Source organism: Cryobacterium breve, from assembly GCF_027594785.1.
GTDB lineage: Bacteria > Actinomycetota > Actinomycetes > Actinomycetales > Microbacteriaceae > Cryobacterium > Cryobacterium breve_A.
The window spans coordinates 3,376,691-3,401,677 of record NZ_CP075584.1 but is presented as its reverse complement, the minus strand read 5'-3'; the positions used below and the strand labels follow the sequence as shown (position 1 = coordinate 3,401,677).

Below are 24,987 nucleotides of genomic sequence, written 5' to 3'. Positions count from 1 at the left end.
GATGTGGCGCACGACCATGCCGGCGGCGCTCGGCACCCTGCCGGAGAACCGGGTCATCCCGGCGCTCGTCACGGCCTGGCGGGGCGGCCTCACGACGATCATCCAGCTCCCGTACCTCGGATTCTTCGCCCAGCGGATCAACCGGCAGCATCTCGTCGTCTCCCGGACCACCCGGAACGACCCGGAAATGCTCGCGCAGGCGCTCGCGCTCGAGGCCTGACCCGCGACTCTCCCGGGGTCTGCGCGGTGAGTGTCGGTGGCCGCTGGCAGAGTTGGAATATGGATCCCTGGCTCACCCTCCTTCTCGGCATCGCCCTCGGCGCCATGCTCGGCGCCCTCTGCACGGTCATCGTGCTGCAACGCCGCGCCGCCCGGGCCGGCGCGGCCACCTCCGGCGCTGGCCCGTACGCCGTCGATCCCGCGGTACTCGAGGCCCGGCACCAGGTCGACCTCGCCGAGCCTGCGGTCCGCCGAGGCCAAAGTCTCGGCCATTCTGCGCGAAGAGCTCGCCTCGGTGCAGGCCACAACGGATGCCCTCCGCGAGCAACTCGCCGACGAGCAGCGCCGGGCACGAGAGTTCGACGAACGCCACCGTGAGGAGGCCGCCGCCCGCACCGAACGCGAACAACGGGAGAGCAAGGTGCTCCAGGCCCTCGCCCCGGTGCGGGAAAGCCTGCACGACATGCAGGCTCAAGGTCTCGGAGCTCGAGGCCCAGCGCAGCCTGCAGCACGGCGAGCTCAGCCAGCAGCTTCGCAGCGCGACCGAGTCGGAGGAACGGCTGCGCAGCACCGCCGAGTCGCTGGCCTCCGCTTTGCGCGCGAACAACACCCGCGGTGTCTGGGGCGAGACCCAGTTGCGCAGCGTGGTCGAGGCCGCCGGGCTCATCGAGCGGGTCGATTTCGACGTGCAGTCGAGCATCAGGCTCCGACGCAGGGTCCGGCCGCCCCGACATGGTCGTGCACCTGCCCGGAGGCAAGAACATCGCCGTCGACGCCAAGGTGCCGTTCACGGCGTTCCTCGAGGCGAGCCAGATCCCGGCGACGGCCACCGGCGCCGAGGGCGCCCGGCGCACGGCACTCCTCGGCGCCCACGTGAAGGCCGTGCGCGACCACATCACCGCCCTCGGCAGCAAGGCGTACTGGCAAGGTCTCGAGGCCTCCCCCGAGATCGTGATCGCGTTCATCCCGAGCGAGTCCCTCGTGTCGTCCGCTCTCGAGGCCGACCCCTCGATCATGGAGTTCGCCTTTTCCAAACGGGTCGCGCTCGCCTCCCCCGTGACGCTCTGGTCGGTGCTCAAGACCGTCGCGTTCACCTGGCAGCAGGATGTCCTGACCCACGACGCGAAACTGCTCTTCGACCTCAGCCGTGAGGCTCTACGCCCGGCTGGCCGTCACCGCCACCCACATCGAGAAGCTGGGCCGCTCCATCGAGCGCACCGTCAAGGACTACAACGGGTTCGTCGGGTCGATGGAACGCCAGGTCCTGCCGACGGCGCGCAAGCTCAACGCCCTCGACGAGTCCAAGGTGCTCGCCCCGCTCGCCGGGGTCGAGGAATCGCCGCGCGAACTAGTCGCGTGGGAGTTCGTGACCGAGCTGGAAGCCGCGGGACTCGCCGCGGCCGAACTCGAGGCATCCGCCCAGCGCGCCGACTGACCGGGCGCTGGGCGACACTCGCCGTTCCTGCCGAGTGTTTCCCGAAGAACGGGACGGCTCGGCCGGAACGGCGATTCTCGCGTGTCTCGCGTGCGGAGACGCGGGTCAGTGCGCGCGGGTCAGTGTGCGCGGGCTACAGCCACTTGGCGGCGAGGTGGTCGGCCACGACCCGGCGGACCGTGCCGGACTTGCCCCGCATGACGATGCTCTCGGTGCGGATGATCGGACCCTTACGACGCACGCCGTCGACGAGGCCGCCGTCGGTCACGCCGGTCGCGACGAAGAACGTGTTGTCTCCCGAAACCATGTCGTCGAGATCGAGCACCTTGTCCACGTCGAGGCCGGCCGCAATGGCCCTGGCGCGCTCGGCGTCGTCCTTCGGGGCGAGTCGGCCCTGCATGAAGCCGCCGAGCGCCTTGAGCGCACACGCCGTCGTGATGCCCTCGGGGCTGCCGCCGATACCGACGCACATGTCGATGCGGGTGCCGTACCGGGCGGCGTTGATGCCGCCGGCGACATCGCCGTCGGACATGAGCCGGGTGCCGGCTCCCGCGCTCCGGATCGCGTCGATCAGGCCTTCGTGGCGCGGACGGTTGAGCACGGCGACGACCATCTCGCCGATGGGCTTCCCCGTCGCCTGGGACAGCGCGCGCAGGTTGTCGCCGATCGGCTGGTCGAGGTGCACGACGCCGAATCCGGCGGCTCCCGTGACGATCTTGTCCATGTAGAAGACCGAGGAGGCGTCGAGCATCGTGCCACGGGACGACACGGCGATCACGGAGAGCGCGTTCTGGCGGCCCTCGGCCGTGAGGCTCGTGCCGTCGATCGGGTCAACCGCGATGTCGCAGGCCGGACCGGTGCCGTTGCCGACGTGCTCTCCGTTGAAGAGCATCGGGGCCTTGTCCTTCTCGCCCTCGCCGATGACGATGACTCCGTCGAAGTTGACGGTGCCGAGGAACACTCGCATCGCGTCGACGGCGGCCTTGTCTGCCGCGTTCTTGTCTCCGCGACCGATGAACGGCACCGCGCGAATGGCCGCGGCTTCGGTCGCACGCACCAGCTCCATGGCCAGGTTCCGGTCAGGGTGGGTGAAATTGGGGGCGATTTCGGGGCTGTTCACAGATGGTCCTTCCCGGACGAAGAGTGCGGCAGTGGCGAGGCCCAGCTTTGGGCCGGCGCCGGTCTCCCAGCGCTGCCGTTTAAGAGCCTAGCGCCCGACCAGCGGGAACGGCTGTTGTTTCCCGTCCAGCCATCCAGTCGTCGTCAGTAGGATGGGAAGACCGAAACTGTTCAATCGAGGAGACGCAAAAACATGCCCATCGCAACCCCAGACCAGTATGCAGAGATGCTCGCCAAAGCCAAGACCGAGGGTTTCGCCTACCCGGCGTTCAATGTTTCGTCTTCCCAGAGCATTAATGCCGTCCTGCAGGGCCTGACCGAGGCCGGCTCCGACGGCATCATCCAGGTGACCACCGGTGGCGCCGATTATTTCGCCGGCCACACGGTCAAGAACCGCGCAGCCGGTGCGCTCGCCATGGCCCGCTTCGTGCAGTCCGTCGCCGACAATTACCCCGTTACCGTTGCCCTGCACACGGACCACTGCCCCAAGGGCGCCCTGGACGACTTCGTCCTGCCGCTCATCGCCGCATCCGAAGCCGAAGTGAAGGCCGGACGCAACCCGATCTTCCAGTCGCACATGTGGGACGGTTCCGCCATCCCGCTCGCCGAGAACCTCGTCATCGCGAAGGACATCCTCAAGCGCACCAAGAACATCAACGCGATCCTCGAGGTCGAGATCGGCGCCGTCGGCGGCGAGGAAGACGGTGTCGAGGGCGACATCAACGAAAACCTGTACACGACCCTCGACGACGCCAGCGCCATGGTCGACGCGCTCGGCCTCGGCGAGAACGGCCGCTACATGGCCGCGCTCACCTTCGGCAACGTGCACGGCGTGTACAAGCCCGGCAACGTCAAGCTGCGCCCGGAACTGCTCAAGGAAATCCAGGACGGCCTCGCCGCCAAGTACGGCACCGGCGTGAAGCCGCTCAACCTCGTCTTCCACGGTGGATCGGGATCGACCGCGGCCGAGATCGCCGAAGCCGTCGCCAACGGCGTCGTGAAGATGAACATCGACACCGACACGCAGTACGCATTCACGCGCGCCGTCGCCGGCTACATGCTCAAGAACTACGACGGCGTGCTCAAGATCGACGGTGAAGTCGGAAACAAGAAGCTCTATGACCCGCGTGCCTGGGGCAAGGTCGCCGAGACGGCCATGGCCGCCCGCGTCGTCGAAGCCACCCAGCAGGCTCGGCTCCGCCGGACACTCGGAGAGCTAGTCTCCGATCCAATAAAAAGCCGGACCAAGCCGGGGTGGATTCTTCTGAATTCACCCCGGCGGGCCCCGGTTCCCCCGTCAACAAGTGAGTGGAACGGCCCCCGTGCCCAGCGACAACGTCCCCGATAGCCCCCGCCGAGACCCCCGGCCTCAGCCCCGCTACGGCGAACTGGCCCCGGAAGGCTGGAACTGGGACCCAGGCACCACGGCGTCTCCATCGTCCGCGGCCGACCAGGCCCAGCTCGCCTCCTCAGCGTTGGGGTCCCGAAGCGACCCGACCAAGCCCACGGTGCCGACCTGGGACCGACGGGTCACCCTCGGCCTCCTCGCGCTCGGCCTCGCCACAACCTTCATGTCGATCGGGGTGCTCAATGCACTTCCCGACGCGATCCAGATGCTCTACACCCAGTCCCACCTCGGCACCTACGTGCCGGACTCCTCGGTGGCCGGGCTCGTCACGGCGGGCGGCATCACCGAAGCGATCGTCTGGCTGCTCACCGCGGCCGCGTCGATCCTGCTCATCTCCCGCGGCAAGCGGGCGTTCTACATCCCCGTGATCGGCGCCGTGATCGCGTTCGTGGTGATCTTCGCCTTCATGATGGTGGTCGTGACGACCGACCCGACGTTGATCAACTTCTACAGCCAGCCGTAGGCATCCGCCCGGAGCGCCGGAAAGGCACCCCACGGGCGTCGGCACTACTCGACGCGGGTCACGCGCCCGCCGAGGGCCCGTGCGTCGTTGTTGCCCGCGAGGTCCTTGCGCAGTTCCTTCGGCAGCGAGAACAGCAGGTCCTCCTCCGCGGTCTTCACTTCCTGCACGTCACCGAAGCCGGCGCCGGCCAGGTCGCGCAAGAGCTCGGTCACGAGCTCCTCGGGCACGGATGCCCCGCTCGTCACTCCGACGGTCGCGACGCCGTCGAGCCACTCCTGCTTGACCTCGCTCGCGAAGTCAACCCGGTAGGCGGCGCGGGCACCGTATTCAAGGGCGACTTCGACGAGGCGCACCGAATTGGACGAGTTCGCCGAACCGACCACGAGCACAAGATCGGAGGCCTCGGCGATTTTCTTGATCGCCACCTGACGGTTCTGGGTGGCGTAGCAGATGTCGTCGCTCGGCGGATCCTGAAGCAGCGGGAACCGGGCGCGGAGCCGTTTCACGGTCTCCATGGTCTCGTCGACGCTGAGCGTCGTCTGCGACAACCAGACGACCTTCTCCGGGTTGCGCACGACGATCGTGTCGGCCTCGTCGGGGCTGCCCACGAGGGTCGTGTGCTCGGGGGCCTCCCCCGCGGTGCCCTCGACCTCTTCATGTCCCTCGTGGCCGATCAACAGGATTTCGAAATCGTCGCGCGCGAAGCGCACGGCCTCGCGGTGCACCTTGGTGACGAGCGGGCAGGTCGCGTCGATGGCGCGCAACCCGCGCGCAGCGGCCGCGTTGACGACGGCCGGAGACACTCCGTGGGCGCTGAAGACGAGGTGCGAGCCGCGGGGTACCTCGTCGACCTCGTCGACGAAGATGGCGCCCTGCTTCTCGAGTTCGGAGACGACATGCACGTTGTGCACGATCTGCTTCCGCACATAGACGGGCGCTCCGTAGAGCTCGAGCGCCTTCTCGACGGCGACGACGGCCCGGTCGACGCCCGCGCAGTAGCCGCGCGGGGCCGCGAGCAGCACCCGTTTCGGCCCATCCACCGGGGTATCCTTGAGGACGTTGCGTGCCCGGGGAATCCGGGGCATGCCGAGGCCGATAACGCTTGAATCCGAGCTGATAGTCACCGGCTCATTCTATGGGTGCATGACTGGACAGGCCGTGGGAGGAACGATTCATGACCGATGCACCACCCACCCTCGAGGCCCCGTGGCCCGTCGCCCTGCTCGCGAACAAGATCCGCGGGTACATCGAACGGCTCGGAACCGCCTGGGTCGAGGGCGAAATCACCCAGTGGGGTGTCAGCGGCGGCAACGTCTACGGAAAGCTCAAAGACCTCGGTGAAGACGCCACCGTCGGCTTCACCGTGTGGTCCTCGGTCAAGGCCCGGCTCAGCGACGAGTTCAAGCAGGGTGACCGGGTCATCGCGCTCGTCAAACCGAACTACTGGGTCAAGGGCGGCACACTCACCATGCAGGTCTTCGACCTGCGCCACGTCGGCCTCGGCGACATGCTCGAACGCCTGGAGCGTCTCCGCAAGCAGCTCGCCGCCGAAGGCCTCTTCGCGGCCTCCCGCAAGCAGCCGCTCCCCTTCCTCCCGCACTGCATCGGCCTGGTCACCGGCAAGGACTCCGACGCCGAGAAGGACGTCATCCGCAATGCCCAGCTACGCTGGCCCGCTGTGGACTTCCACATCGCATACGCGGCCATGCAGGGCGACCGCTCGGTGACCGAGGTCGTCGCCGCGATCGAGCGCCTCGACGCCGACCCCGACGTCGACGTCATCATCGTCGCCCGCGGCGGCGGCGACTTCCAGAACCTGCTCGGCTTCAGCGACGAACGGGTGATCCGCGCTGCGGCGGCCTGCCGCACCCCCTGGTCAGCGCCATCGGCCACGAGGCCGACCGGCCCCTGCTCGACGACGTCGCCGACCTCCGGGCCTCCACCCCGACGGATGCCGCCAAGCGCGTCGTCCCCGATGTCTCGGACGAACTCAACCGCGTCCAGCAGGCCAGGGCCCGGTTGAGCACCCGTCTGACCGGAATCCTCGCGGCCGAGGTCGACCGGATCGGCCAGCTCCGGTCGCGGCCCGTGCTCAGCAGCACGGCGTGGATCGTCGATTCCCGCGCAGAGGACCTCACCCGGTACGTCGCCCGAGGGACCGAGCTTGTGGAACGTGTCGTCGAGGCATCTGCCAGCGTCATCGTCGAGCTCCGATCGAGGCTGCGCACGCTCTCCCCTCAGGGCACCCTCGACCGCGGTTACGCGATCGTGCAGGTGCCGGACGGCCACGTGCTGCGCGCCGCCGACGACGCTCCGGACGGTACCCGGCTCAGGATCACGCTCGGCACCGGAACCCTCGCGGCCACAGCAGGGCCGACCGCTGGACCGACCGCAGAGCGGGCCGTCGACCCGACCGCAGACCCGGCCCCTGGGCCGAAAACGACAGGCAGGAATCAATAGAATGGACGCCATGACCGCTCCCGCCGACATCGCCACCCTGAGCTACGAGCAGGCCAGGGACGAACTCGTCCGGGTCGTGAGCGCCCTCGAGCAGGGCTCCTCGACCCTTGAAGAGTCCCTCGCCCTCTGGGAACGCGGCGAGGAACTCGCGCGACGCTGCGAGGAATGGCTGATCGGAGCCAAGGCCCGCCTCGACGCCGCCCGCGCGCGCCAGCTGGACTCCGCCGCCGCGACCGGCCCCAGCGGCGAATGACCGCGCAGAAGCGACCGCCCCGGGTCGTCGCCGAGCTCGGCCGGCCCGAGACCGCCCAGGAGACAGCCGACCGCCTCGCGACGAACTCGCGGAACTACCGGTCGCGCAAGACGGTCAACAACCTGGTCCTGTCCCTGCTCGCCACCCTCGGCGCGGTTTTCGTGCTCGTCCTCCTCGTCCCGCGCAGCGACGGGCCGGTCGACCGCACCGTGGATTTCGCCGCCGTCGCGAGCCAGGTGCAGGTCGGGATCGACGAGCCCCTCGTGGTCCCTGTGCTTCCGGACGGCTGGCGGGCGAACGCCGCGCAGTGGCGTCTCGGCGGCACCGACAAGATCCCGTCCTGGTACATCGGCCTGCTGACCCCGCGCAACGAGTTCATCGGCCTCACCCAGGCCCTCGGCGCCAACCCGACCTGGATCGGGCAGCAGCTCAAGGACGCCCCCGCATCACAGACGCTCACCCTCGGGGGCGTCACCTGGGACGTCTACCGGAACCCGGCCGCCGAGAAGGACCGAGGCAACTTCGACTACGCCCTCGTGACGAGCGCGGGGACGAGCAGTTACCTGCTCGTCGGAACGGCGGACGAAGAGGAATTCGCGGCCCTCGCGACCGCGATCGCCCCCCAGATCAGCTCCAACGGACCGGCGGTGACCCAGTGACCGGGCAAGGCAAAGACGTGTTCATCAGCCAGGCCGCCGCACCCGGCGACGCCGTGGGCCCGGCAGCGGTCTGGAGCAGGCTGCAGCGCGGCAACCAGCGGTTCGTGGATGGCGAGCCGCAGCATCCGCGCCAGGACGTCGACCGTCGCACCGAGCTCGCAACCGCACAGACTCCGGCCGCGGCCCTCTTCGGGTGCAGCGACTCGCGCCTCGCCGCCGAGATCATCTTCGATATGGGCCTCGGCGACCTTTTCGTCGTCCGGAACGCCGGCCAGGTCATCTCCGATTCCGTGCTCGGCTCCCTCGAGTACGCGGTCGCCGTGCTCAAGGTTCCGCTCATCCTCGTGCTCGGCCACGACGGCTGCGGCGCGGTCCAGGCCGCCGTGGACGCGCAGGCTCCCGGGGCCGCTCCCCTGCCCGTGCACATCGGCCGGATCATCGAGAAGATCGTGCCCGCCGTGCACCGGGTGGTCGCGGCGACGGATGCGACGCTGACCGACCCCGGGAGCATCGATGCGCTCATGGTCGGCAGGGAACACCTGCGCGACACCGTCACCGAGCTCCTGGAACAGTCCGAGTTGATCAGCGACGCCGTCGCAGCGGGTACATTGGCTATCGTCGGCGCCAATTACCGACTGCTCGAGGGCCGGGCCGTTCCCGACGTCGTCGTCGGCAACGTCTGATCCCACAGCCCGGGCAGTACCGTCTCCCAATCGAAAGGTCTTACACACAGTGGTGGAAAAAACCGCAGATGCCGGCTACCGAATCGAACACGACACGATGGGCGAGGTGCAGGTTCCCGTCGACGCCCTCTACGGCGCCCAGACCCAGCGCGCCGTCGAGAACTTCCCGATCTCCGGTTCCGTCCTCGAACCCGCGCAGATCTCGGCCCTCGCCCGCATCAAGAAGTCCGCAGCCCTCGCGAACGCGCAGCTCGGGGTGCTCGACGGCGACATCGCCGAGGCGATCGCCGGTGCAGCAGACGAGGTCATCACCGGTCTCTACGACGACCAGTTCCCGATCGACGTCTACCAGACCGGCAGCGGCACCTCCTCGAACATGAACATGAACGAGGTGCTCGCGACCCTCGCCACCCGCACCCTCGGCCGCCCGGTTCACCCGAACGACCACGTCAACGCCTCGCAGTCGTCGAACGACGTCTTCCCGACCTCCGTGCACCTCGCCGTCACGAGCGCGCTCATCGACGACCTCATCCCCGGGCTCGACCACCTCGCCGTCGCGCTCGAGGCCAAGTCGGTGCTCTGGGCCGATGCCGTCAAGGCAGGCCGCACTCACCTGATGGACGCGACCCCTGTCACCCTCGGCCAGGAGTTCGGCGGCTACGCCCGCCAGATGCGGCTCGGCATCGAGCGCGTCCGCAGCGCCCTCCCCCGCGTCGCCGAGGTGCCCCTGGGCGGCACTGCCGTCGGCACCGGCATCAACACCCCCGCCGGCTTCCCCCAGCTCGTGATCGAGGCTCCTCGTCGCCGAGACCGAACTTCCCGTCACGGAAGCGCGCGACCACTTCGAAGCGCAGGCCAACCGCGACGGCCTCGTCGACGCATCCGGTGCCCTGCGCACCATCGCGGTCAGCCTCACCAAGATCTGCAACGACCTGCGCTGGATGGGCTCCGGCCCCAACACCGGCTTCGGCGAGCTGCAGATCCCGGACCTTCAGCCCGGCTCCTCGATCATGCCCGGCAAGGTCAACCCGGTCATCCCCGAGGCCGTGCTGATGGTCTGCTCCCGCGTGATCGGCAACGACGCGACCGTGGCCTGGTCTGGCGCGTCCGGCTCCTTCGAGCTCAACGTGGCCATCCCCGTGATGGGCACCGCGCTGCTCGAGTCGATCCGGCTGCTCTCGAACGCGACGCGGGTGCTCGCGGACAAGACCGTCGACGGGCTCGAGGCCAACCTCGTCCGGGCGAAGGCCCTAGCCGGTTCCTCCCCCGCGATCGTGACGCCGCTCAACCGGGTGATCGGCTACGAGGCCGCGGCGAAGGTCGCCAAGCACGCGGTCGCGCACGGCGTCCCGGTGCGCCAGGCCGTGATCGACCTCGGCTTCGTGGACCGCGGCGAGGTCACCCTGGCCCAGCTCGACACCGCCCTGGACCTGCTCAGCATGACGCGTCCTCCCGCGCGCACCGCCTAGCCCCGGCACCTTTCCGGTCGAGGGCGCCCTTTCCGCGGGTCACTCTCGACCGGAAAGGGCACCTTCGCCGGAACGCGGGGGTCAGTTCGGGTCGTTGCCCTCAAGCATCTCGGTGACGAGCGCGGCAATTGCGCTGCGCTCCGAGCGGGTGAGCGTCATGTGGGCGAACAGCGGATGTCCCTTGAGGGTCTCGATCACGGACGCGACGCCGTCGAAGCGGCCGACCCTGAGGTTGTCCCGCTGGGCGACGTCGTGGGTGAGGACCACCCGCGAGTTCTGTCCGATGCGGCTGAGCACCGTGAGCAGCACGTTGCGCTCGAGCGACTGAGCCTCGTCCACGATCACGAACGCGTCATGCAGTGACCGGCCGCGAATGTGCGTGAGCGGCAGGACCTCGAGGATCCCCCGCTCCAGCACCTCCTCGAGCACGTTCTCGGACACGAGGGCGCCGAGGGTGTCGAAGACCGCCTGGGCCCACGGGCTCATCTTCTCGCTCGCGTCACCGGGCAGGTAGCCGAGTTCCTGGCCGCCGACCGCGTAGAGCGGACGGAACACCATGATCTTGCGGTGCTGCTGGCGTTCCAGAACGGCCTCGAGTCCCGCACAGAGCGCGAGCGCCGACTTCCCCGTCCCCGCTCGACCTCCCAGGGAAAGGATCCCGATCTCGGGGTCGAGCAGCAGGTCGATCGCCAGGCGCTGCTCCGCGGAGCGGCCCTTGAGACCGAACAGGTCCCGGTCACCGCGCACGAGCCTCATCTCACCCTTGCCGGTGACGCGGCCGAGCGCCGAGCCGCGGTCCGAGTGCACGACGAGGCCGGTGTTGATCGGCATGTCCTGCACGAGACGGGTGTTGAGCACCTCGTTGTCGTACAGTTCGCTGATCTGGTTGGACCCGAGGGTGATCTCATCCATGCCGGTCCAGCCGGAATCGACCGCGAGCTCGTGCCGGTACTCATCGGCGAGCAGACCGATCGACGCGGCCTTGACCCGCAACGGCAGGTCCTTGGAGACGACCGTGACGGCGAGGCCGTCGTTGGCGAGGTTCATCGCGACCGCGAGGATCCTCGAATCGTTGTCGCCGAGCTGCAGGCCGGAGGGAAGCACAGACATGTTGGAGTGGTTCAGCTCGACACGCAGGCTGCCGCCTTCCCCGACCGGGATCGGGAAGTCGAGCCGTTCGTGCTTCACGCGCAGGCTCGTCCAGGAGCCGCAGGGCCTGCCGGGCGAAATACCCGATCTCCGGGTCGTTGCGCTTGGATTCGAGTTCGGCGATCACGACGACCGGCAGCACGATGGCATGCTCTGCGAACCGGAAGATCGCTTTGGGATCCGACAGGAGTACCGAGGTGTCCAGTACAAAGGTGCGCTCGGTTTGCTTTCCGTCGGAACCCGTCTGGTTCGAACCCAGATAGTCGGTTTGATTAGCGGTCACAACCACTCCCACCCCGTGCCCCGAGAGGCGCGGATTGTGTTGGCGAGCTGGCCACGGGGGTTCTCGAGCCGTACTTATGTGGCCGTCTCGATCAGGCGCCGTACCTGATGAGCATGACGCTACTTACACTGGCTGAATATCGGAAGTGCGACACACGCATTGTCACCAGACGTTAACGGACACGGCATCTGGGACTCAGTAGATGGCCGCCGTCGCATACGACGTGAATGCCCCGCGCAGCATGTCCACGGTGTCGACGCTGAGCACGGCGTGGGCGCTGAGCCGTACCCGGCCGTCGCGCGTCGTTGCGGTGATGCCGTGGTTGTGCAGGGCGATCGTGAGCATGTTCAGCTGGGCCGGGTTGGGCTCGAGCACGATGATCCCGGCCCGCTCCCGCTCATCCCGCGGCGACACCACAGGCACCGCGTACTCGTCGGCGAGGTCGATCAGCTGCGACACGTTGTCCGCGACCGCGGCCTCGATATTATGAATGCCCGTCGCGGCAATCTCTTCGAGGGCGGCGGAGAAGCGCGCCTGCGCGATCGCATCGCCATTGCTGACCCGGAATGCGCGGGCACTGTGGCTCGGCGGCAGCACCTCGTCCCACGGCTCGTCGACGTCGGTTCCCGCGAAGCCCGAGAACACCGGAACGAGCCGTTCGACCGCGCGGTCGCTCAGCGCCAGGAAGCCGGTACCCCAGCCAGAGCGCACCCATTTCTGGCCACCGGATGCGACGACATCCGCCGCATCGTAGGCCGCGTCGGTGACGCCGAAGCCCTGGATCGCGTCAACGATCAGGAGCCGGTCGCCGATCACCTGGCGGATGCCGTCGAGGTCGACCCGGAATCCGGTGCGGGAGTCGACGAGGCAGACGGCGACGGCGACCGTCGCGGGCGTGAGCCTGCTCACGGATCTCGCCGGGGGTCACCCTGCCGTGTTCGGTGTGCAGCCAGATCGGGGTCACGACGCGCAGGGCCTCCGCCGCGCGCACGGCCGCGAACGGCACGGTGGGGAAATCGCCCGGTGACAGCAGCACGCCCCCGTCAGCCCGAACATGGCCTGCATGATGCCTGTGGTGGTGTTCGGCTCGCAGACGACCTGGTCGGCGCGGAAACCGGTCACGGCCGAGACGGCCTCGCGCATCCGCTCGTCCTGGTCGAAGAGATGGTCGAGACTGCCGAAGCGGGCCCGGGACAGGATCTCGGTCTGGCCGAGATTCTCGGCTACCACCGTAGCCGAGAGCGGTCCGACGCGGCCGTAGTCGAGGTAACCGGGCTCTTCGACGAACCCTGCGGCGAAGGAATCGATCTCGGTCATCCGGTCTCCTAGCTTCCGAAGCGGCGCTGGCGTTTGGCGAAGTCGCGCAGGGCGCGCAAGAAGTCGACCTGGCGGAGGTCGGGTCCGAGGGCCTCGACGAAGTAGAACTCGCTGTGGGCGCTCTGCCAGAGCATGAAGTCGCTGATCCGCTGCTCACCGGAGGTGCGGATCACGAGATCGGGGTCGGGCTGGCCGCCCGTGTAGAGGTGCTGGCCGATGAGTTCGGGAGTGAGCGTCTCGGCGAGGTCGGCGAGGGTGTGCCCGTTCTCGAGGTGCGCAGCGACGATGCTGCGCATGGCATCGGTGATCTCGGTCCGTCCGCCGTAGCCGACCGCGAGGTTGATGTGCATTCCCGACTTTCCCGCTGTGCGGGTCTCGGCGTCGCAGAGGGCAGCGACGAGCGGTTCGGGCAGGCCCTTCCTGGTGCCCACCCTGCTGGACGCGCCAGTTGCGCTGGCGCGAGAGCTCTTCGGCGAGCTTGGCGATGATCTTGGTGAGCTCGGCGAGTTCCTCGCTCGGGCGGTTGGTGAGGTTGTCAGAGGACAACAGGTAGAGGGTGACCACCGAGATGCCGAGGTCGTCGCACCAGCGCAGGAACTCCCGCATCTTCGCGGCTCCGGCGCGGTGACCGTGTGCGGCGGACTCGAGTCCGAGCTGCCGCGCCCAACGCCGGTTGCCGTCGATGATCATCGCGACGTGACGAGGCAGGTTCTCCGGCGTCAGCCCGCGCCGAAGTCGACGCTCGTACAACCGGTAAAGGATGCCGCGCGCCGAGGGGACCTCCCGCTTCTGCACGTATTTACGCTAGCCCACTCGGGCAGCCCGTGCCTCTTCCGGCATGTTCGCTGTCGTATTCTGGCTGCATGGCCGCAGAGAGCAGCACCGGGGACGACGCCACCGCACGACAGCCGCTGAACGGGCCAGACGACGAGTTCATCCCTCAGTTGCCGCTGCTCGAGTCGGAGGTCCCCCGGCCGGAGGACCTCAAGCCCACCTGGCGCGGCTGGATCCATGCCGGGACCTTCCCGGTCACGATCGTCGCGGGGATCGTGCTGCTCTCCCTCGCCGAGGGCCCGGCGGCGAAATGGAGCCTGCCTCGTCTTCGTGATCAGTTCCCTGCTCCTGTTCGGCAACTCGGCGCTCTATCACCGCATCAATTGGAAGCCGCGCACCAAGCTCGTCTTCAAGCGCATCGACCACGCGAATATCTTCCTGCTGATCGCCGGTTCGTACACGCCGATCACCGTGCTCGCCCTGCCGCCGTCGAAGTCGGTGCTCCTGCTCTCCCTCGTCTGGGGTGGCGCGCTTCTCGGCATCGCCTTCCGGGTGTTCTGGATCACCGCCCCGCGCTGGCTCTACGTGCCGCTGTACCTACTCCTCGGCTGGGGCTCACTCATGTTCATCGTCGACTTCTTCCAGGCGAACGCCGCGATGATGACGCTCATCATGATCGGCGGCCTGTGTTACTCGGTCGGCGCCGTGATCTACGCGCTCAAGAAGCCCAACCCGTTCCCCGGGGTCTTCGGGTTCCACGAGATCTTCCACAGCCTGACCGTCGTCGCGTTCCTCTGCCACTGGGCGGCGATCCTGATCATCGCCATGAATCCGCTCTACCCCTGAGGCTGACGCATGAGACTGACGCCCGGGGCCTACGCCTGGGGGTGCTCGGTTCCCTCGGCGACGGATGCCTCTGCCGCGTTCTTCGCCGCGAGCTCGGCCTGCAGGCGCTCGGCGATCTCGGCGCGATACGTCGTGCGGCGGATGCGGCGGACCAGGTCGAAGCCGAGCGCAACGACCGCGAGCACGACGAACAGGATCGCCACGAAGCCGGCGGGACCCGGGGTGACGGTGTCGGGGTTGAATTCGGGCGGAGGCGTGTTGGCGAGCACGAAGCCCGTCACCGCGTCCATGAAATGCGGGAACACGGCGTTCATGCCTCGTCCCGAATACCGGCGAACAGATCTGATTCAGGCATGACCGTGTCAACTTTCGATTCGACGAGCTGGAAATCCTCGTACGGCCACGCCTCACGAATGAGGTCGTTCGGCCAGAAGAAGAAGCTGCTCGTGGGGGAAACCTGGCTCGCGTGGGCCCGCAGTGCCGCGTCCCGTGCCTCCAGGAAGTCGCCGACCGGAACGTGGGTCGTCGCCAGCGCCGGGTAGTTCTTCATCCAGTCCCGGGCCTCCCCGAGTGGTTCGAGCAGCGGCGACTCCGGTTCCTTGACGCTGAGCAGCAGGAAGAGGGCGTCGATCCGCTCGAGGTTGAAGATGCGGTCGTAGTAGAGCTTGGCGATCTGCCAGGGCTCGCCGTCGCCCGGGTAGCGCGCGGGGTCCGCGGCGGCGCGGTATGCGGCCATCGAGACCTCGTGGCAGCGGATGTGGTCCGGGTGCGGGTAGCCGCCGTTTTCGTCGTACGTGATCAGGACCTGCGGTCGGAATTCGCGGATGATCCGCACGAGCGGCTCCGCTGAGAACTCGAGGTCGATGGCCGAGAAGGAATTGGCCGGGACCGAACCGTCTTCGTTCATGCCGGAATCCTGGTAGCCGAGCCAGCGGTGTTCGATGCCGAGGGCCTCCTGGGCCCGGCGCATCTCCCGCCGGCGCAGGCCGGCCATGTCGCGTTCAGCCATCGCCGTGTCCGCCAGGGCGTCGTTGAGGATGCTGCCGCCCTCTCCACCCGTGCAACTCACGACCATGACCTCGGCGCCGCGGCTCCGGTAGTACGCGTAGCTCGCAGCCCCCTTGCTCGACTCGTCGTCGGGATGGGCATGAACGGCCAGGAGGCGCAGTGTCATCGGACTCCTCAGAAATGGCGGATAACCTAGGGACAAGACTAATCGTTGAACCGTGAGTGTGGAGTCTGAGTGACCGGCAGCAGGAACGTCGACAGCGGTACCCGCAGCGAGGGCACCCTGGATTCCCGGTACGGACGTGCCCCGAACCGGCGCCTGCGCGACCGTCGGTCCCTGTGGATCACCGCCGGAGCACTTGCGGTCGTGCTGGTGGGCTGGGTGGTCTGGGTGGGGCTGGGCGCTTCCCGCCCGCTGCTCGAGACCCGGGACATCCGCAACGTCGTCCAGGACGACCGAAACGTGACGGTGACCTTCGAGGCCTCGATTCCGGTGGGGTCACCGGCGAGTTGCGCCGTCGAGGCGCTCAACCAGAGCTTCGCGGTCGTAGGGTGGAAGGTGATCGACCTGCCGCCGAGTGACCAGTATTCACGTACGTTCACGGAGCGGCTGCTGACGAGCGAGCCCGCCACCACCGGATTGATTTACCGGTGCTGGCTGACCTAGACTGACGTATTCGCCCCGACGTTCTTCGCCGGGGCGAGCGTTGTTTTCCTGCTGCGATCCGCCCGGAACCACGCACCGAACACCGCACGATCACGCACATCCGGTACCACACGCATGACTCGAGCATGAGGAGGAGACCCACCCATGACTACTGAAACCACCGTCACCTGGCTGACGCAGGAGGCGTACGACCGCCTCGCCTCCGAGCTGGAGGCCCTCAGCACCGTCGGCCGGATCGAGATCGCGAAGAAGATCGAATCAGCGCGCGAAGAGGGCGACCTCAAGGAGAACTCGGGGTACCACGCGGCGAAGGACGAGCAGGGCAAGCAGGAGGCGCGCATCCGCACCCTCATCGTGCTGCTCCGCAACGCCGAAGTGGGCCACGCTCCCGAGAGCAAGGGCGTCGTCGAGCCCGGAACCGTGATCACCGCCACCATCGCCGGTGACGAGGAGCGCTTCCTGATCGGCAGCCGCGAGATCGCCGGCGACAGCGACCTGGACGTCTACAGCGAGCAGAGCCCGCTCGGCGCCGCGATCCTCGGCCTCAAGGTCGGATCGAAGACGAGCTACACCACCCCGAACGGCAAGGAAATCGCCGTGGAGATCTTCGCCGTCGAAACCTGGGGCGGCGACTAGCAGCATCCACGGCACCTGCGGCCGTTTCGGACAACTGCGCCCGGTGCACGGGCAACAGTTGTCCGTAACGGCCACAGTCGTCCCGCGACGCGACGCCTAGTCGATCTGGGGGTCGTACCCCGCCGAGGTGAGCACGTCGACGACGTGCTGGCGGTGGTCGGGGCCGCGGGTCTCGACGCTGACGTTGAGTTCGACCTCGCTGATCTGCAGTCCGACGCCGTGCCGGGTGTGCAGCACCTCGACGACATTGGCGTGCGCCTCGGCGAGCAGCTCGGAGATGCGCGCGAGCTGTCCGGGGCGGTCCGGCAGCATGATGCGCAGGGTGAGATACCGACCGGATGCCGCGAGGCCGTGACTGATGACGCGCTGCATCAGCAGGGGGTCGATATTACCCCCGCTGAGGATGGCGACGGTGGAACCGTCCGGGGTGACCTTGCCGGCCAGGATCGCGGCGACCGCGACGGCGCCGGCCGGTTCGACGACGAGCTTGGCCCGTTCGAGGAGCACGAGCAGCGCTCGGGCGGTGTCGTCCTCGGTGACGGTGACGATCTCGTCGACCACGTCCCTGATGATCTCAAAGTTGAGCAGGCCCGGCTTCGCGACGGCGATGCCGTCGGCGATCGTCGGCAGGATCGGCACCTCGATCGCCTTCCCCGCCTCGAGCGAAGGCGGGTAGGCGGCAGCGTTGGCGGCCTGCACGCCGATGATCCGGATCGTGCGGCCTTCGAGGAGCGCCTTCTGCTTCAACGCGCTCGCGACGCCGGAGATGAGGCCGCCGCCGCCGATCGGGACGACCACGGTGTGCAGGTCGGGAACCTGGTCGAGGATCTCAAGCCCCAGCGTGCCCTGGCCGGCGATCACGTCCGCGTGGTCGAACGGCGGGATCAGGATCGCGCCGGTCTCGGTCGCGTAGGCGGCCGCGGCGAGCAACGGCTCGGCGACCGTGCTGCCCCTGAGGATGACGTGCGCGCCATAGTCCCTGGTGGCCTGGAGCTTGGGCAGAGCGACGCCGACGGGCATGAAGATCGTGGCCTTGATCCCGAGCTCGCGGGCGGCGAACGCGACGCCCTGGGCGTGGTTCCCGGCCGACGCCGCCACGACGCCGTGCTCCTTCTCCTCGTCGGTGAGCTTTGACAGGCGGTTGTACGCCCCGCGGATCTTGTAGGACCCGGTGCGCTGCAGGTTCTCGCACTTGAGGCGGACCTCGGCGCCGAGGACCGCGCTCAGGTAGCGGGAGCCCTCCATCGGGGTCACGGCGGCGACCTGGGATACCACGGCGCGGGCGGCTTCGAACTCGGCGAGGCTCGGCCCGACGAGGGACAGGTTGGTCATGAGGTGCCTTCGGTAGTGATCGTGCGGGACGGATTTCTTCTGGTCCGGGTGAAGCCGGGGCGTTGCGGCACGGTCCGCCAGAGCGGCGATCCGGTCTCGCCGGGAACGTCCGGGAGGTCGGCACGCCAGCTGCCGCCCTGGATGTAGTTGATCATGACATTGAGCACCGCCGCGACCGGAACCGCGAAGAGCGCCCCCGGGATGCCGGCGAGCAGGGACCCCGCGGCGACGACGAGCACCACCCCGAGCGGATGCACCTTGACGGCCGTTCCCATGATGAGCGGCTGCAGCACGTGGCCTTCGACCTGCTGCACGAGGAGCACGACCCCGAGCATGGCGAGCGCGATCGGCCACGAGTTGAAGAGCAGCGCGATCACCACGGCGACGGCGCCGGTCGCGACGGCGCCGACGATCGGGATGAAGGAACCGAGGAAGACGAGCACGCCGATCGGAATCGCGAGCGGGACCCCGAGCAGGAACGCGCCGAGTCCGATGCCGAGGGCGTCGATCGAGGCGACCAGGATCTGCACCTTGGCGAAGTTGCCGAGGGTGGTCCAGCCGGCCTGCCCGGCGCCGTCGATCGCCGCGCGTGCCCGGCGCGGGAAGATCCGCACGATCCAGGCCCAGATTCCGGGGCCGTCGATCAGAAGGAAGAGCAGGCTGAAGAGCGTGAGGAGGAGTCCGGTGAGGCCGTGGCCGAGCGAGGTGCCGAGCGAGAGCGCACCGCTCACGAAGACCTGGCTGTCGGCCTGGATTGCCGCGAGCGCCTGCTGCAGGTAATCGTTGATCTGCGGTTCGGTGAGGTGCAGCGGTGAGGCAAGCAGGAGTGCCTTGAGGTCGCTGTATGAGCCGGCGAGCCGGTCGCTGAGGCCGGCGAGTCCGCCGGCGAGCTGGGTCGCGGCGAGGGTGATCAGTGCGGCGGGCACGAGGAGTGTCGTGAGGACCGCGACGGCGATGGCGAGGCCCTTCGGCCAGCGGTGTCGCACGAGGAAGGCGACGAAGGGCGCGACGATCGAGGAGACCAGCACGGCGATGAGCAACGGGATGACGATGAGCCGGAGCCTGCACGACGAGGAACAGGAAGACCGCGATGACGGCGAAGAGGGCGAGGAGCCGCCACGACCAGGCGCCGGCGAGACGGATCCCGGGCGGGACGTTCTCGTCGACGCCGTTCGGCGGCGCCGATACGGCGGTGGCCGCGGCCGCCCGCTCACCTTCCGTGTCCACGGCCGCGTTTCCGGCCGCGGGGCCGGCCCCCGCGCCGGGCCCGCTGCCGGGCTCCCGGCCAGTCGGGGCGGCACGTCGACGCCGCCCGGTGAGGAGTGCGCTCCAGCCCGGCCTACCCGCGGATTCCGTCATCGGACCAGTCTAGGCAATCGCAGACAGTGACTGTCCCCTGTCCTCGCTAGGGTCGAGGAATGGCTCAGTCCCTCTCCCCCGCACTCGCCAGACGAGTGGCCCTCGCCGCGCAGGGATTCGGGCGTCCTTCCCCGGCCGCCCCGGGCATCCGCCAGCTGGACGCCCTGATCACCCGGCTCGGGCTCTTGCAGATCGACTCGGTCAACGTCTTCGAGCGCAGCCACTACCTCCCGGCGTTCAGCCGGCTCGGCGCCTACGACAAGACACAGCTCGACCGGCTGACCTTCGCTGTCGGAAAGCAGGCGCGCTACACCGAGTACTGGGCGCACGAGGCCTCCTTCGTGCCGCTCGAGAGCCGGCCGCTGTTCGCGTGGCGGATGGAGGACTTCCGCGAGCGTTCGGCTCGGACGCCGGGCGCCTGGTCGCAGTCCAACCGGCCGATGCTCGAGTGGCTGCTCGCTGAACTGGCCTCCACGGGCCCGTTGCCTGCGAGTGCGATCGAGCACGACGCGAACAAGCGCAGCGGCCCCTGGTGGGGCTGGTCGGACGTTAAGAGCGGCCTCGAGACGCTGTTCCGCTGGGGCGACGTCGTCACCGCGGGCCGCAGCCGGTTCGAACGGGTCTACGCCCTGCCGGAGCAGGTGCTGCCCACTGACCTGCTCGACCGCACGGTGAGCAGGGACGACGCGCACCGCGAACTCGTCCGCCGCTCGGCGCGGGCGCACGGCATCGGCACGGCGAAGGACTTCGCCGACTATTTCCGGCTGAAGACCCCGGCGACCCTCGTCGCGATCCGTGACCTCGAGGAGGCCGGCAGAGCTGATCCCCGTCACGGTGCCGGGCTGGGGCCCGGGAGGCGGCCCCGGCGCTGCCTGGCTGCACCGGGACGCCCGGTTGCCTCGGGCCCTGGACGCCGCTGCGGTCCTCTCGCCGTTCGATCCCGTGGTCTGGGACCGGGCCAGGGCCCTCCGCCTGTTCGGCTTCCACTACCGGATCGAGATCTACACCCCGGAACCGAAACGGGTCTTCGGGTACTACTCGCTGCCGATCCTGCTCGGCGACACCCTGGTCGGCCGGGTCGACCTCAAGAACGACCGGCAGGCGGGTGTGCTGCGGGTGCAGGCGGCGTGGGCAGAAGCGGATGCCCCGGCCGACACCGCCGAGCGCCTCGCGCCCGTGTTGCGCGCGACGGCCCTCTGGCAGGGGCTCGGGGCGATCGCGGTCGCGCCGCGGGGCACCCTCGCGCCGGCACTCGCCGCCCTCCTCGCCTGACGGACGGGTGAGCGCACTGCCGCGCCAACTGCGCCGGTGCGCGCCAGGCATGCCTGGCGCGGAGCGGCGCAGTTGGCGCGCGACGGGTGGTCGGTCGTCAGAACTTGTTGCCCATGGCGTGCAGCCGGTCGATCCGGTCCTCGATCGGCGGGTGCGTGCTGAACAGCTTCGCCATCATGCCGGGCTTGAGCGGGTTCGCGATCCACAGGTGCGCCATCGACGTGTTCTGCTTCTGCATCGGGCGCCCGTAGGTCTCGAGCTTGGCGAGGGCGCTCGCGAGGGCATCCGGGTGCCTCGTGGTCAGTGCGCTCGTGGCGTCGGCGAGGTACTCGCGCTGCCGGGAGACGGCGAGCTGGACCATGCTGGCGACGAGCGGCGCGACGATCATCGCGACCAGCCCGAAGACCATGACGACCGGGTTGCCGTTGTTGTTGTTGTTGCGGCCGAAGAACGCCATCCGCAGGAACATGTCCGAGATGAAGCCGACGGCGACGACGAGGCCGAAGACGACCATCGACACCCGGATGTCATAGTTGCGCACGTGCCCGAGCTCATGCGCCATGACACCCTCGAGTTCCGCGTCGTCCATGATCGCGAGGAGGCCCGTCGTCGCGGCGACGATCGCGTGCTCCGGGTCGCGCCCGGTCGCGAACGCGTTCGGGGCGGGGTCATTGATGATGTAGATCTCCGGCATCGGCGAGCCGGTCGTGATCGACAGGTTCTCGACGGTGTTCCAGAGCCGCGGATGCTCCGCCTTGTTGTTCACCCGGATCCCGCCGCTCATCGCGATCGCCTGGCGCCCGGCCGCGAAGTACTGCACGAGGGCGTAGCCGGCGGCGACGACGATCGTGAGGATCAGGATGCCGTAGCCGCCACGTCCGTAGGCCGCGTTGGCGATCCAGCCGAGCCCGGCGATGATCGCCAGGAACAGGATGATGATGAAGACCGTGTTGCGCTTGTTCCGCGCAATCGCGCTGTACATCTGTGCCCGCCGCTAGAACTGCACGCGAGGCGGCTCCGCGATGGCTGCGGAGTCGGTGACCTCGAAGAAGTCGCGCTGGGTGAAGCCGAGGTTCTTCGCGATCAGGTTGTTCGGGAAGACCTGGATCTTGGTGTTGAGCTCACGGACGCCGCCGTTGTAGAAGCGGCGCGAGGCCTGGATCTTGTCCTCGGTGTCGACGAGCTCGGCCTGCAGTTGCAGGTAGTTCTGGCTGGCCTGGAGCCTGCGGGTACGCTTCCGCGACCGCGAAGATGCTGCGCAGGGCCGACTGCATGTGGTTCTCGGCGGCTGCGGCGTCCGCGGGGGTCGATGCGCTGATCGATTCGGCGCGGGCCTTGGCGACGTTCTCGAAGACCGCCTTCTCGTGGGCTGCGTAGCCCTTGACCGTCTCGATCAGGTTCGGGATGAGGTCGGCACGCCGCTTGAGCCTGCACGGTGATGTCGCTCCACGCCTCGTCAACCCGCACCTTGAGGGTCACGAGGGAGTTGTAGGTCGCCCAGAAGTAGATTCCGACGATGACGACAAGCACAACAACGATGAGTAGCGGGATGAGCCATTCCATGGCAGCGTCTCCTTGTGTTTCAGCGGTGCGAGCGAGCGGGCCGCGGCGGCATACGAACAATGTTGCCATCATAACGACGCGGCCTGACACTCTCATCCGCTTCCCACCAGACTCCAAGAAACACCCCCGATCCATGGTCCTTTCGGGCCGGACGGGCGAATAATCGAGGACATGAGCCATCTCTCTGCGCCAGCGGTCCACGTGACGGATCTGTTCGCCCGCCGGGGCAGGCATCCGGTGCTGCACGGGTTGAGCCTCACGGTGCCCCGCGGCCTCGTCGTCGGCCTGATCGGGCCGAGCGGATGCGGGAAGACGACGCTGATGCGCGCGATCGTCGGCGTCCAGCTCGTCCAGTCCGGGGAGGTCATCGTGCTCGGCCGCCCGGCCGGCTCGGTCTCGCTGCGGAACCGGGTCGGCTACGTGACCCAGGATGCGAGCGTCTACGACGACCTGACCGTGCGGCAGAACCTGAAGTACTTCCGCGCGGTGATCGGCGCACCCGCCGACGACGTCGACCGGGTGATCGACGCGACCGACCTCGGACGATACGCCGGCCAGCTCGTCGGTTCGCTCTCGGGCGGCCAGCGCAGCCGGGTGTCGCTCGCCGGCGCGCTGCTCGGGTCCCCTGAATTGCTCGTGCTCGACGAACCCACCGTCGGCCTCGACCCTGTGCTTCGGGTGGAGCCTGTGGGAGCTGTTCCACCGGCTCGCCGCCGCGGGCACGAGCCTGCTCGTGTCGAGCCACGTCATGGACGAGGCCGGCCGCTGCGACCGGCTCCTTCTGATGCGGGACGGAGAGATCCTCGCGGACGACACCCCGGCCGGGCTGCTCGCCTCGACCGCGACCGAGGACGTCGAGGCCGCGTTCCTGAGCCTGATCCGGCGGCATCCGTCGTCGGAAGACCCGTCGCCCCAGGACACGGTGGACCCGGACCCGTCGAAACGGGACCCGTCGACCGGTGCCGGGCCGACCGGGATCGACGGTGCGCTGTGAACCCGCGTCGCACGCTCGCGACGGCCGGTCGGGTGCTCACCCAGATCCGGCACGACCCGCGCACGATCGTGCTGCTCCTCGTGGTCCCGAGCCTCCTGATCGGCCTGGTCGCCTGGATATTCTCCGACACCCCGGTGTTCGACACCATCGGGCCGGCGATGATCGCGCTGTTCCCGTTCATCGTGATGTTCCTCGTGACGAGCATCACGACCCTGCGGGAGCGCCGCACGGGCACCCTCGAGCGGCTACTCTCGATGCCGCTCGGCAAGGGCGACTTCATCCTCGGCTACACCCTCGCCTTCGGGCTGCTCGCCGTGCTGCAGTCCGCGGTCGCTGTCGGGTACGCGGTCTGGGTGTGCGGCCTCACGATCGCCGGTTCGGTCTGGCTGCTGCTCGCGGTCGCCGTCGCCGACGCCGTGCTCGGCACGACGTTCGGGCTGCTCGCGAGCGCATTCGCCCGCACCGAGTTCCAGGTCGTGCAGTTCATGCCCGCGCTCGTCTTCCCGCAGATCCTGCTCGGCGGCATCTTCCTCCCCCGCGAGCAGCTTCCGGACGCCCTGCGCATCATCAGCGACTGGCTCCCGCTCTCGCACGCGATCGACGCCCTCCAGGCCGTCGCCTCGAATTCGCAGGACACCGCTTACATCGGCGGCGAACTGCTCATCATCGGGGCGTGGATCGTGGGAGCCGTCGTCCTCGGCTCGATCACGCTCCGCCGCCGCACCCCCTGACCACCCCTCCGCCCCTCACCAATTCGACGGAGTTTTTGGGTTTTCGGCACGTTAGCGGCCTGCTGAACCGGTTCAGAATCGAAAATCTCCGTCGAATCGGTTCGGCGAACGGATGCCGGGGGCGGGTCAGCGGGCGGAGAGTACCCTCTGGAGCCACCGGTATGAGGACTTCGGCGTGCGCTTCCGTTCGGGGTCTGCGAAGTCGACGCGCACCAGGCCGTAACGCTGGGTATAGCCAGCGGTCCACTCGAAACCGTCGAGCAGGGACCAGACGAAGGCTCCGCGGAGGCTGACCCCGGCCGCCGGCTTGCCCGGAGCGACGGCGTCGAGCGCGGCGACGAGATGTTCGGCGAGGTAGTCGATCCTGGCTGGGTCGTCGACGGCGCCGCGGCTGTCGACCTGGTCGGGAAAGCTCGCTCCGAGGCTCGTGAGGTACACCGGCGGGAGGGCGTCGCCATACCGGGTCGCGAGCTCGGAGAGGGCGACGCCAAGGTATTCGGGGGCGATCGCGCGTCCGGCCCCGGTGACGGTGAACTCGCGGAACGGGAGCACGTGGAACGGGAACGAGACCACGGGCGCGTTCTCGTCGACACGGCCGGCGTTCGCGGCGGTGCGCGGTCCGGTGCCCGAGCCGGCGGCGCCCGGCCCACCGGGGCCGCCGGCCCGGCTCGCCGGCCCGCGGGAGCCGGGGCCGCGGGATCCCGGCCCGCGGGGGCCTGAGCCCGCGCCGGCTTCGCCCCGCGCGCCCGCCCGCGCCGTTGCCGGAGGGACCGCCGCCGGCGACCGCACTGCTCGCGACGGGGACGGGCCCCGCGGCGACCCGCGACGGCTGCACGTAGTTGAGACCGTAGAAGTCGAGCGGCTGGTGGATGGTGCGCAGGTCCTCCG

22 protein-coding genes and 11 pseudogenes are annotated in these 24,987 nt (G+C 68.6%); 19 read left to right on the top strand and 14 right to left on the bottom strand.

All coding sequences use genetic code 11. From position 1 onward, the window contains the following. Window position 1 precedes the first annotated feature (1 nt). The 5 genes and pseudogenes from KIV56_RS16580 to rmuC (KIV56_RS16560) all read left to right on the top strand — a co-directional run bounded on the left by KIV56_RS16580 (window position 2) and on the right by rmuC (KIV56_RS16560) (window position 1,654). Window positions 2-220: a hypothetical protein gene (locus KIV56_RS16580; protein ID WP_281534289.1), complete on the top strand. Its 219-nt coding sequence runs from the start codon at window positions 2-4 to the stop codon at window positions 218-220. Window positions 221-279: 59 nt separating this feature from the next. Then, on the top strand, window positions 280-597 hold the full coding sequence (locus tag KIV56_RS16575) for a hypothetical protein (RefSeq protein ID WP_281534288.1): 318 nt from the start codon (window positions 280-282) through the stop codon (window positions 595-597). Beyond that, window positions 531-881 (top strand): annotated as a pseudogene (gene rmuC / locus KIV56_RS16570) (DNA recombination protein RmuC); the annotation flags it as partial. The gene KIV56_RS16575 and the pseudogene rmuC (KIV56_RS16570), both read left to right, overlap by 67 nt. A gap of 70 nt (window positions 882-951) precedes the next feature. Continuing rightward, a pseudogene (rmuC, locus tag KIV56_RS16565) lies at window positions 952-1,311 on the top strand (DNA recombination protein RmuC); the annotation flags it as partial. 55 nt (window positions 1,312-1,366) lie between these two features. Beyond that, window positions 1,367-1,654, top strand: a complete 288-nt coding sequence (gene rmuC / locus KIV56_RS16560) for a DNA recombination protein RmuC (RefSeq protein ID WP_281534287.1) — start codon at window positions 1,367-1,369, stop codon at window positions 1,652-1,654. Window positions 1,655-1,787: 133 nt separating this feature from the next. Here rmuC (KIV56_RS16560) and glpX read toward each other — a convergent pair whose 3' ends face one another. After that, a complete protein-coding gene (gene glpX / locus KIV56_RS16555; RefSeq protein ID WP_134449619.1) occupies window positions 1,788-2,720 on the bottom strand; it encodes a class II fructose-bisphosphatase in 933 nt (310 codons plus the stop codon). 246 nt (window positions 2,721-2,966) lie between these two features. Here glpX and fbaA point away from each other — a divergent pair. Further along, window positions 2,967-3,993: pseudogene (fbaA, locus tag KIV56_RS16550) on the top strand (class II fructose-bisphosphate aldolase). Window positions 3,994-4,095: 102 nt separating this feature from the next. Continuing rightward, window positions 4,096-4,644: a DUF6264 family protein gene (locus KIV56_RS16545; RefSeq protein ID WP_281534286.1), complete on the top strand. Its 549-nt coding sequence runs from the start codon at window positions 4,096-4,098 to the stop codon at window positions 4,642-4,644. Window positions 4,645-4,688: 44 nt separating this feature from the next. Here the strand turns inward: KIV56_RS16545 and KIV56_RS16540 are convergent, their stop codons facing one another. After that, window positions 4,689-5,729 (bottom strand): 4-hydroxy-3-methylbut-2-enyl diphosphate reductase, encoded by a 1,041-nt coding sequence (locus tag KIV56_RS16540; RefSeq protein WP_281536197.1) that lies wholly within the window; start codon window positions 5,727-5,729, stop codon window positions 4,689-4,691. Window positions 5,730-5,818: 89 nt separating this feature from the next. On the opposite strand from KIV56_RS16540, the pseudogene xseA reads away from it, so the two are divergent. The 5 genes and pseudogenes from xseA (at window position 5,819) to KIV56_RS16515 (ending at window position 10,168) form a co-directional block, all read left to right on the top strand. Then, window positions 5,819-7,104: pseudogene (gene xseA / locus KIV56_RS16535) on the top strand (exodeoxyribonuclease VII large subunit). Window position 7,105: 1 nt separating this feature from the next. Continuing rightward, the gene (locus KIV56_RS16530) at window positions 7,106-7,357 is read left to right on the top strand and encodes an exodeoxyribonuclease VII small subunit (protein ID WP_281534285.1); all 252 of its coding nucleotides are present in this window, start codon (window positions 7,106-7,108) and stop codon (window positions 7,355-7,357) included. Continuing rightward, complete coding sequence (locus KIV56_RS16525; RefSeq protein WP_281534284.1) at window positions 7,354-8,016, top strand: DUF4245 domain-containing protein; 663 nt, start codon at window positions 7,354-7,356, stop codon at window positions 8,014-8,016. The genes KIV56_RS16530 and KIV56_RS16525 overlap by 4 nt, the downstream gene beginning before the upstream one ends. A 17-nt stretch (window positions 8,017-8,033) precedes the next feature. Beyond that, on the top strand, window positions 8,034-8,699 hold the full coding sequence (locus tag KIV56_RS16520) for a carbonic anhydrase (protein ID WP_281534283.1): 666 nt from the start codon (window positions 8,034-8,036) through the stop codon (window positions 8,697-8,699). Window positions 8,700-8,796: 97 nt separating this feature from the next. After that, a pseudogene (locus KIV56_RS16515) lies at window positions 8,797-10,168 on the top strand (class II fumarate hydratase). 81 nt (window positions 10,169-10,249) lie between these two features. Here KIV56_RS16515 and KIV56_RS16510 read toward each other — a convergent pair. The 5 genes and pseudogenes from KIV56_RS16510 to KIV56_RS16495 all read right to left on the bottom strand — a co-directional run bounded on the left by KIV56_RS16510 (window position 10,250) and on the right by KIV56_RS16495 (window position 13,712). Then, entirely contained in the window at window positions 10,250-11,356 is a 1,107-nt protein-coding gene (locus KIV56_RS16510; RefSeq protein WP_432432566.1) for a PhoH family protein, read from the bottom strand. Between the two features lie 55 nt (window positions 11,357-11,411). Further along, window positions 11,412-11,600, bottom strand: a pseudogene (locus tag KIV56_RS20640) (PIN domain-containing protein); the annotation flags it as partial. A gap of 195 nt (window positions 11,601-11,795) precedes the next feature. Further along, a complete protein-coding gene (locus tag KIV56_RS16505) occupies window positions 11,796-12,509 on the bottom strand; it encodes an aminotransferase class V-fold PLP-dependent enzyme (RefSeq protein WP_281534282.1) in 714 nt (237 codons plus the stop codon). A gap of 51 nt (window positions 12,510-12,560) precedes the next feature. After that, on the bottom strand, window positions 12,561-12,917 hold the full coding sequence (locus KIV56_RS16500) for a hypothetical protein (protein WP_281534281.1): 357 nt from the start codon (window positions 12,915-12,917) through the stop codon (window positions 12,561-12,563). Between the two features lie 8 nt (window positions 12,918-12,925). After that, window positions 12,926-13,712, bottom strand: a pseudogene (locus KIV56_RS16495) (isoprenyl transferase). A 68-nt stretch (window positions 13,713-13,780) separates the two neighbouring features. Here KIV56_RS16495 and trhA point away from each other — a divergent pair. After that, a pseudogene (gene trhA, locus KIV56_RS16490) lies at window positions 13,781-14,537 on the top strand (PAQR family membrane homeostasis protein TrhA). Window positions 14,538-14,566: 29 nt separating this feature from the next. Here the strand turns inward: trhA and KIV56_RS16485 are convergent. Next, on the bottom strand, window positions 14,567-14,851 hold the full coding sequence (locus KIV56_RS16485) for a hypothetical protein (RefSeq protein WP_281534280.1): 285 nt from the start codon (window positions 14,849-14,851) through the stop codon (window positions 14,567-14,569). Then, entirely contained in the window at window positions 14,848-15,711 is an 864-nt protein-coding gene (gene mca, locus KIV56_RS16480) for a mycothiol conjugate amidase Mca (RefSeq protein ID WP_281534279.1), read from the bottom strand. The genes KIV56_RS16485 and mca overlap by 4 nt, the downstream gene beginning before the upstream one ends. Before the next feature lie 69 nt (window positions 15,712-15,780). Here mca and KIV56_RS16475 point away from each other — a divergent pair, with 69 nt between their 5' ends. Continuing rightward, the gene (locus KIV56_RS16475; protein WP_281534278.1) at window positions 15,781-16,212 is read left to right on the top strand and encodes a DUF4307 domain-containing protein; all 432 of its coding nucleotides are present in this window, start codon (window positions 15,781-15,783) and stop codon (window positions 16,210-16,212) included. 144 nt (window positions 16,213-16,356) lie between these two features. Continuing rightward, complete coding sequence (greA, locus tag KIV56_RS16470) at window positions 16,357-16,848, top strand: transcription elongation factor GreA (protein ID WP_281534277.1); 492 nt, start codon at window positions 16,357-16,359, stop codon at window positions 16,846-16,848. A gap of 96 nt (window positions 16,849-16,944) precedes the next feature. Here greA and ilvA read toward each other — a convergent pair whose 3' ends face one another. Further along, window positions 16,945-18,180, bottom strand: coding sequence for a threonine ammonia-lyase (gene ilvA / locus KIV56_RS16465; RefSeq protein WP_281534276.1), 1,236 nt, complete (start codon window positions 18,178-18,180; stop codon window positions 16,945-16,947). Then, complete coding sequence (locus tag KIV56_RS16460; RefSeq protein WP_281534275.1) at window positions 18,177-19,220, bottom strand: AI-2E family transporter; 1,044 nt, start codon at window positions 19,218-19,220, stop codon at window positions 18,177-18,179. Before KIV56_RS16460 ends, ilvA begins: the two co-directional genes overlap by 4 nt. Window positions 19,221-19,598: 378 nt before the next feature. Here KIV56_RS16460 and KIV56_RS16455 point away from each other — a divergent pair. Beyond that, window positions 19,599-20,312 (top strand): annotated as a pseudogene (locus KIV56_RS16455) (DNA glycosylase AlkZ-like family protein); the annotation flags it as partial. A 22-nt stretch (window positions 20,313-20,334) separates the two neighbouring features. Continuing rightward, complete coding sequence (locus KIV56_RS16450) at window positions 20,335-20,811, top strand: DNA glycosylase AlkZ-like family protein (RefSeq protein ID WP_348648579.1); 477 nt, start codon at window positions 20,335-20,337, stop codon at window positions 20,809-20,811. A 97-nt stretch (window positions 20,812-20,908) separates the two neighbouring features. Here KIV56_RS16450 and KIV56_RS16445 read toward each other — a convergent pair whose 3' ends face one another. Both KIV56_RS16445 and KIV56_RS16440 read right to left on the bottom strand, forming a co-directional pair. Continuing rightward, window positions 20,909-21,793 (bottom strand): M48 family metalloprotease, encoded by an 885-nt coding sequence (locus KIV56_RS16445; RefSeq protein WP_281534274.1) that lies wholly within the window; start codon window positions 21,791-21,793, stop codon window positions 20,909-20,911. A 12-nt stretch (window positions 21,794-21,805) separates the two neighbouring features. Then, a pseudogene (locus KIV56_RS16440) lies at window positions 21,806-22,374 on the bottom strand (LemA family protein). Window positions 22,375-22,545: 171 nt separating this feature from the next. Here KIV56_RS16440 and KIV56_RS20635 point away from each other — a divergent pair. Both KIV56_RS20635 and KIV56_RS16430 read left to right on the top strand, forming a co-directional pair. Further along, a pseudogene (locus KIV56_RS20635) lies at window positions 22,546-22,968 on the top strand (ATP-binding cassette domain-containing protein); the annotation flags it as partial. Window positions 22,969-23,364: 396 nt separating this feature from the next. Continuing rightward, on the top strand, window positions 23,365-24,099 hold the full coding sequence (locus tag KIV56_RS16430; protein WP_281534273.1) for an ABC transporter permease: 735 nt from the start codon (window positions 23,365-23,367) through the stop codon (window positions 24,097-24,099). A 126-nt stretch (window positions 24,100-24,225) separates the two neighbouring features. On the opposite strand, the gene KIV56_RS16425 is transcribed toward KIV56_RS16430, so the two are convergent. Then, complete coding sequence (locus KIV56_RS16425; protein WP_281534272.1) at window positions 24,226-24,888, bottom strand: family 1 glycosylhydrolase; 663 nt, start codon at window positions 24,886-24,888, stop codon at window positions 24,226-24,228. Window positions 24,889-24,987: the final 99 nt, after the last annotated feature.

Coding starts and splice junctions, on each gene's coding strand:
- KIV56_RS16575 (WP_281534288.1), top strand. CDS start 280: ATGGATCCCTGGCTCACCCTCCTTCTCGGCATCGCCCTCGGCGCCATG.
- mca (WP_281534279.1), bottom strand. CDS start 15,711: ATGACACTGCGCCTCCTGGCCGTTCATGCCCATCCCGACGACGAGTCG.
- KIV56_RS16530 (WP_281534285.1), top strand. CDS start 7,106: ATGGACGCCATGACCGCTCCCGCCGACATCGCCACCCTGAGCTACGAG.
- KIV56_RS16525 (WP_281534284.1), top strand. CDS start 7,354: ATGACCGCGCAGAAGCGACCGCCCCGGGTCGTCGCCGAGCTCGGCCGG.
- KIV56_RS16580 (WP_281534289.1), top strand. CDS start 2: ATGTGGCGCACGACCATGCCGGCGGCGCTCGGCACCCTGCCGGAGAAC.
- KIV56_RS16540 (WP_281536197.1), bottom strand. CDS start 5,729: ATGCCCCGGATTCCCCGGGCACGCAACGTCCTCAAGGATACCCCGGTG.
- KIV56_RS16500 (WP_281534281.1), bottom strand. CDS start 12,917: ATGACCGAGATCGATTCCTTCGCCGCAGGGTTCGTCGAAGAGCCCGGT.
- greA (WP_281534277.1), top strand. CDS start 16,357: ATGACTACTGAAACCACCGTCACCTGGCTGACGCAGGAGGCGTACGAC.
- KIV56_RS16445 (WP_281534274.1), bottom strand. CDS start 21,793: ATGTACAGCGCGATTGCGCGGAACAAGCGCAACACGGTCTTCATCATC.
- KIV56_RS16485 (WP_281534280.1), bottom strand. CDS start 14,851: ATGAACGCCGTGTTCCCGCATTTCATGGACGCGGTGACGGGCTTCGTG.
- glpX (WP_134449619.1), bottom strand. CDS start 2,720: ATGGAGCTGGTGCGTGCGACCGAAGCCGCGGCCATTCGCGCGGTGCCG.
- ilvA (WP_281534276.1), bottom strand. CDS start 18,180: ATGACCAACCTGTCCCTCGTCGGGCCGAGCCTCGCCGAGTTCGAAGCC.